This is a genomic window from Ruminiclostridium sufflavum DSM 19573 (assembly GCF_003208175.1).
Lineage (GTDB): Bacteria > Bacillota > Clostridia > Acetivibrionales > DSM-1351 > Ruminiclostridium > Ruminiclostridium sufflavum.
In genome coordinates, this window is sequence record NZ_QKMR01000006.1 from 1 (window position 1) to 7,116 (window position 7,116).

Genomic DNA, 7,116 nt, shown 5'->3' on the forward strand with positions numbered 1-7,116 from the left:
ATTATGTATAAATACAGGATAATATGTAATTATCAGTTGAAGGAATATATATGATTATTAAAAACATACCCCTTATTAATAAGCGTATACTATGGACTGTTCGAATTTTTTCGAGTGTTTTTGTTTTAGTTATGCTCGGTATAGTCATAAAAACAATTATTGATTATAAGAACAGTGACTTAGTTTCCCTATGTGTTCAAATAACCATCCTTTTTCTATCCTTTTGGGATGTGTTTTCTTTGATTAGAAAAAGGAAGTCCGTTGCTTTATTTTTGGCTAGGAAATTTTTGCCGGATAAATCTACAAAATTTATTGTTTTAAATAAATTTCAAAAGAATTTCATAGAAAAATATCAGGGAAAATCAAATTCAGTTGGATTTATATGCTTAGAGGGGGCGGAGAACACCGGAAAAACTACCGCTGTAATTAATTTGATGGAGTCCCTGTGGAAGTATGTTGAGAAGGACTGTGATATTGAAAAAATTTTAAATGCCACTATTATCAATTGTTCTACGAATCAAGAAGAAATTCTGTTTCTTTTTTCCCGTGACAGGCAGGAACAGCGTATCAGTAAGTTTTCTAATAATCTTGTGGTCATAGATAACATTGAAAAAATGTCCCCTTTATTTATTGAAGACTGCAAAGAATTGTTTCAATCTCAAAAAAGTTTTTTTATTCTGATTTACAATCGCCCCAATCAAAAAAACATTAATACTCTTAAACCGACAGATAGCTTTGATAACGCGATACCTAGTTTTGAATTAGATAATTTCAATATAATGAACAGTGTTGAAAAAGATTTATTATTGATTATTTGCATCTTATCGGATATAACATATTTAGTTTATAAAAAGGAAATTTACAGCTTATTGGATCATCTTCCTAATAGAATTATTAAGAAGTCTTTAAATCATTTAATAAAGAGGAAAATTATCAATGCCTTTGCTTTCAATGATCATTACATATACAAAAGTCAAAATTTAAATATAAATCAGTATCTTATCGACAATCCTAGGGATGATTTATTACTAAGGCTGATAAAATCTAATCAAACGGATATCATTTATAAGTGGTCATTTCTATTGAATTGTTCGGAAAAATCCATAACTGGCGAATTATCAAGGAACAAAGCATCCATTTTCAATCAGGCGACTAATACGGGTAGCTACAGAACAATGTACACACTACTGAATAAAAAAAGCGAGCAAATTCAAAACCTTTTTTTATATGAAAAAGCAATTCTTTCATTTTATATGGGGGAACATAAGGAATCCCATATAATCCTGAACGAGCTTCTTTCTCAATCGTCACCCAACCGAAAGGAGGAACTCAAGCTTGCCGTTATTCAAGCAACGCATGGAAGTTCTAACAGAGAATGCGTTAGCCTAATACAGACCTATCTCGCCGAAATGGAATGCAAGGATACCGTTTATGGATGCATTGCGCGTTATTGGAGGCTTCACATTGATACCGAGATGGGCATTTTTAACTATGAACCATTTTTGGATATTATTTATATGCTAAAAACATTTGACAGCACAGCATTAACGCAAAACACCATCCAACGATGTTATACAGATTATATTCGTTGCTGTCATATTGTCGGGGAAAAATGCAATGATAGCAGGTCTGTGATTTCAAACTTTATAAAATTTCTTAGCGTCAATCCCATAAAAAAACAATATTATGAAAATTTATATTTGAAAGCAAATGCAATCCATTACATCGAAATACCAAATGCGTTTTTGCGTCGTGAAAAAAACACTGAAGGGCTGGTCAATTCCGCTAAAACATATTATGAAGATGCCATATGCTGTAATTATGGGGATGATAAATCAGTGGCGGCGGCTGAATTGAAAATGATAGATTTGCAAATATGTTATTCGGATTTTGATTTTGCCAATGCTAAAATAAAAATACAGAAATTCAAAAGGTCTTCCTTGTATAATGAGGTGGATGTATTTGTCGCATATTCATGTACCCTGCTTGTGAAACTGCATATCACCGCTCCTCAAAATATGAGCAATGATAGGGGGCTTTATTTTGAAGAAGATACTTTGAATGAAATAGAATCCAATTACTATGAAGGGCTTAAAATTTATGAAAAATTTAAAAATACTTACGGCGTTTTTCGTCTTAAATTTTTATATTGTTTGTTTAAGCTGTACCGGGGTTCACCCTCCAGTCAAGTGTTAAGCGAAATGAACATATTACTTCAGAAAAACCATAATCTCAAACGTGAAAACGCGATTTATGATGCATTGAAAAGAGATGGACATGAAAAAATGTACATATTAGGGCTTATAAAGTCATATCCAATTATTTTACAATAATACTTTTTACCAATTTTTCAGCCTTTTTAATTATCATGTTATCTATTTCATTGTGATAAGCATAGCCCATGATTTGTGCCAAATCGTTTATATGCTTTAATCTAAGACCTTGGCGAACCGCTCCGTTTATACCGATACGCAAGCCGTACCCTTTTTCGTAAGGCAGCAGTCGATAGTTAGTAAGTATTTTCAACTGCTCAAGCTTTAGATAATAATAATAACCTTCTTCTTTTTTTAAGAATTCAAGCCAAATATGCAGTGTCGGTATTTTCTTGTTTCCTCTGCTCGTTACTGGCAGTCCCGCTTCGCACAGTTTCTTATCCAATTCATTAGCGCAAGCAATGCAGTCATCGGAATAGGCGCGGAAACTGTCAAAATCCAAGACGGGCAGCAAGGAATTAGCTATGCCCAGTGGATGTGTATTCGATATGTATGTTTTTGCATTCATCAGATATCGATTCCAAATTTCATGTACCGAATCTTTAACAGCAATAATACCTTTTTGAGGACCTGGGTAATTTTTATGAAGAGTTGATACAATCATATCAAATCCCCAATTAAAAGGTGATTCATACCGTTCGACTATAATCTGTGTCAGATATTGAGAAGCATCAAATATTTTATAAGGCTGCTTATAGTCGCTTAACCAAGAGAAATCTTCATAGATCAGCCCTTCACTTCTGTCAATGAAGATAAATTGCGGACAAACACGTTCGAGCATCATCCTGCTTTTTGCAATGTCAATACATTGATTTTCTATGTCAGGAATTAAAAGGTAAGTTTTTGCCCCTATGCTTTCAAGTATTTTCTGTGTTGCAAAATGACCGCCGCTGTCTTCAGAAAGTAAAACCACAGAATCGCCTTTCCGTATAATGCATAAGAATAATATCAAGTGCGCATTAAGTCCGGATAATGTTTTTAAATCTACATCTGAGGCTTTTAATTTATCTTTCCAAACTTTTTTAATATACTCGAAAAAAAGAATTGTATCGTTTCGCCCAGCAAAAATCACTTTGTCATTTACATCCTTGAACCGCTCGCTTACATACAACCCTTCCATGAATTTTGTTTTCGAAGAACATACCGGTATATTTTCTGTAGGATTTAGAATTAAGGAAGATTCAAATTGATTTTTTATTTGACGCAATTTATGATTAAACTCATATTCTGTGGTTAATTTCAATACAAAAAACAAGTCTGCGCTGCTGTTATTATATCGTTTCGTAAAGGTAAAACCATACTTAAGAAGAATGGTTCTAATGACGGTTCCGTCAGTCATTGTGGCTGCTTTTATTACTTTTATCCCGTTATCTATGGCATAATTTAAAACTATATCAAGCAAATTGCTGCCGATCCCTTTTTTTTGATATTTTTTCAAAACAAAAAAACGGCGCAGTTCGAAACAATCAGACAATTTTCTAAGCGCAATAGTTGCGATTACTTGGTTATTATTTAAGCAAACCCAGAAGTTGCCATTTTCTATATATTCCCGCTGTATATTCATTAAGTCCTTATCTTTGGATATAACATTTAATATTCGTTTGTTTTGCTTGTAGACACGATCGAAAAACTTAATGATTTCAGTTGTGTTTTTGGGATTAAAAATTTCAATTTTCATTCTTTACCTCTATGAAGGATAATTACATATTATCCTGTATTTATACATAATTATATCAAATAAATTACAACAATACAATTATAATCCTTTAAACTAATTTTTTAAATTATAAAAATACCGGCATACAGACATAATTTTTTCATATCTGTATGCCGGTACATATGAAAACCAGCTTTATTGATGCACCCAGAACTGAGTCAGTATATTCTGAACCTCCTCGGGTCTCTCTTCAATAGCCTGATTCCATGACATGCCATTTTCTGCCGTAAAAGCTGCCATCGCCTGGATAAGCTGCTCTATGCGGCTATTGCTCAATATACTTCCGTCAGAAGCCTTAAATTGCTCAATCTGACTGGCACTGCCTGAATACCATGAATTAATTGTCAGCAAATCTGATCTGCCGTTAACCGATACATTAAGGTTTTTCCCATTTTTTGCAAATATCAATTTTAATGCATCATCACCGAATTGAACCACATCCTCATTTGCAGAAGCTGTATCATAGTCATAAATAGTGTCCTGACCCCAGTTAGCTCCGAAGACATAAGTATCATTGCCTGAAGCTCCCTCAAGATAATCATTTCCTGTTCCGCCGTCAAGCAAATCATTCCCCTCCTGACCGTACAGCTTGTCATTTCCTTCTCCGCCGGTTAATGTATCATTTCCGCTGTAGCCTGTAATAGTGTCATTGCCGAGGCCTCCGCTTATTACATCGTTTTCCCCGTTCAAGCCCTTCAGAGTATCATCTCCGTCAGTACCGCTTACATTCAGACCCATTGTATGTATAACACTTCTGTCAAGAAAAGTTCCATCCGCAAACTCAAGCTTTGAAAGAGAATTATTATTGTACCAGTCCTTTATTGTTATTCCGTCAGCACCCGACGCCATATTTATAAGCAAATCTGCTCCTGCTCTGGTTACTTCGATATCCTCGGGAGTTAATCCTTCTCCCAGCCTGAGCACATCCTTTTTGCCCGTTCCGCTGCCGTTTAATATGCTTTCCAAAGTCTCTGAGGATGTTTGCTTATCCAGCCTATCAGGCAAAATATATATTTTAACTGTTCCTGTTACCTCCGACAAGGTGCTGCTGACATTATCTCCTGTTCTGCGGTATACTGCCGGATTGGACATATCCTCCGGAGAATACATCATATACAGTACATTGGGATCTGAACGGCTGTTATCCGTACAATACATATATTTGACCTGATTGCCTCCAATACACAGATAATCCTCCGTACTGTTTGCATTTCCATCCGAGCCAAGATTCCCGCTGTTTGTAACTGAGTAGGCAATATTTTCAAAACCTGCTCCCGTACTGATAGTCAGCTCCAGAATATTTCCTTCTATAAACACCGCCTTTGTCTTAAATTCCACTCCGCCTGCCGTTATACTTCTTTCTGTTCCGTCAGCAGCTCCTATTGCTATGTTTGAAACTGTCTCACCATTGACTGTAACAGCCGTAGCCCCAAAGCCGTCAAAGGCATCACCTCCGCCGTCATTCCATACAGTTCCGTTCCAGTCCTTACTTGCCGAATATCCCCAATTGAAGGCTTCATCAGTTATTATGTCCCTTCCGTCACCTTTATTGTAAATATAAGTATCATTCCCTGAGCCCCCGTAAAGCATGTCATTTCCGGCTCCGCCAAACAAAATATCATTTCCGGCTTCTCCGTACAGGCTGTCGGCCCCGCTGCCTCCATACAGCAAATCATCGGAGATTCCTCCATAAAGGGTATCATTTCCGCCATAGCCGTTAATTGTTTCCTCAGCACTGCTGTATCCGTCATTAAACCCTCTGAGTATATCATCAGCTTCCGTACCTTTAATATTGCTTACTGCATTCTTTATGTATTCGGCATCCCACACGGTACTATCGGCAAATTTTATTATTTCGATTTTGTTAACTGCTTCGCCTCTGTTGTACCCGGACACATCATATACACTGAAGTAATTCTTGATTATTAATTTGTCCTCAGTCCCGTTAATAAGCAATTCAAGATTGTCAGCATTTCTTCTTGCAGTTACATCCTTCGGTGCTACCTCTTCAGAAAAGCTGATTACATCTTTATTCCCGCCGGTGCTGTCAGAATCATAAACGGTATCTTCACCAAAGCCCTTTCCAAATATATAGGTGTCATCTCCTGCTCCGCCTTCAAGATAATCTGTTCCGCTGCCTCCCGACAATATATCATTTCCGTCCTGTCCGTAAAGCTTGTCGTTTCCTTCACCGCCCATAAGTATATCTGTGCCTTTGCCTGCCGTAATAGTATCATTTCCAGCCTGTCCGTCAATAATATCATCCTGATCATTGAAGCCTGCAAGGGTATCATCAAGCGCCGTTCCTGTTATATATCTTGCGGCATTCTTTACATAATCAATGTCCCATATTGTACCGTCTTCAAATTTTATTTGCTCAACCTTATAAGCATTGTCCGTACTAAAATAGTTCTTTATCGTTAATTTATCCGTAGTCCCGTTTATCGCTAATTCAAGATTATTATCCCTTCTGACCGCAGATATCTCCGAAGGCAAAATTCCTTTGCTAATACTTACCGTATCAACATTTCCGCTTGTGCTGTCATATTCATAAACAGTATCCTGACCATAGCCCCTTCCGAATGCATATGTGTCATCTCCTGCCCCGCCCTCGAGATAGTCGTTTCCGCTTCCGCCGTCTAAAATATCCGAGCCGGCATTCCCGTAAAGCTTATCATAGCCGTCATTTCCATAAACAGCATCATTTCCGTTTCCTCCGGTAATGGTATCATCACCTGCACCGCCGTATATAATATCATTCCCGCCGTTTCCGTTGATAATATCATATCCGCCCGCAGCAGCAATTGTTTCGCCGTCCTCACAGCCCTGAATATTATCGTCATTCTCTGAACCGTTTATATTTAATACCGCTTTCTTTATAAAATCAATATTCCATGTTGTGCCGTCCGCAAACCGTATCTGTTCCACCTTGTAATTGTCGTTATAGAAGTAGTTGCTTACGGTAAGCTTATCTTGGGTATTCCGTATACTTATTTCAAGATTGCTGCCGTTTCTTTTCAGCTCTGTGTCATCAGGGATAATTCCGTCCAGCAAGGCTATTGTGTCAATATTCCCCACAGCGGAATCGCTGTCGCTTATTGTATCGTTTCCATAGCCCAAGCCGAA

Annotated in this window: 3 protein-coding genes; 1 reads left to right on the forward strand and 2 read right to left on the reverse strand. The window is 37.1% G+C overall.

The annotated features are described in order from the left end of the window. Positions 1-239 precede the first annotated feature (239 nt). On the forward strand, positions 240-2,333 hold the full coding sequence (locus LY28_RS06140) for a hypothetical protein (RefSeq protein ID WP_133250179.1): 2,094 nt from the start codon (positions 240-242) through the stop codon (positions 2,331-2,333). Here the strand turns inward: LY28_RS06140 and LY28_RS06145 are convergent. Beyond that, the gene (locus LY28_RS06145; RefSeq protein ID WP_110461306.1) at positions 2,320-3,951 is read right to left on the reverse strand and encodes a GNAT family N-acetyltransferase; all 1,632 of its coding nucleotides are present in this window, start codon (positions 3,949-3,951) and stop codon (positions 2,320-2,322) included. The two genes, LY28_RS06140 and LY28_RS06145, sit on opposite strands and share 14 nt — an antisense overlap. 174 nt (positions 3,952-4,125) lie before the next feature. After that, positions 4,126-7,116 (reverse strand): calcium-binding protein (locus LY28_RS06150; protein ID WP_278302873.1); only part of this gene is annotated, 2,991 nt, incomplete at its 5' end.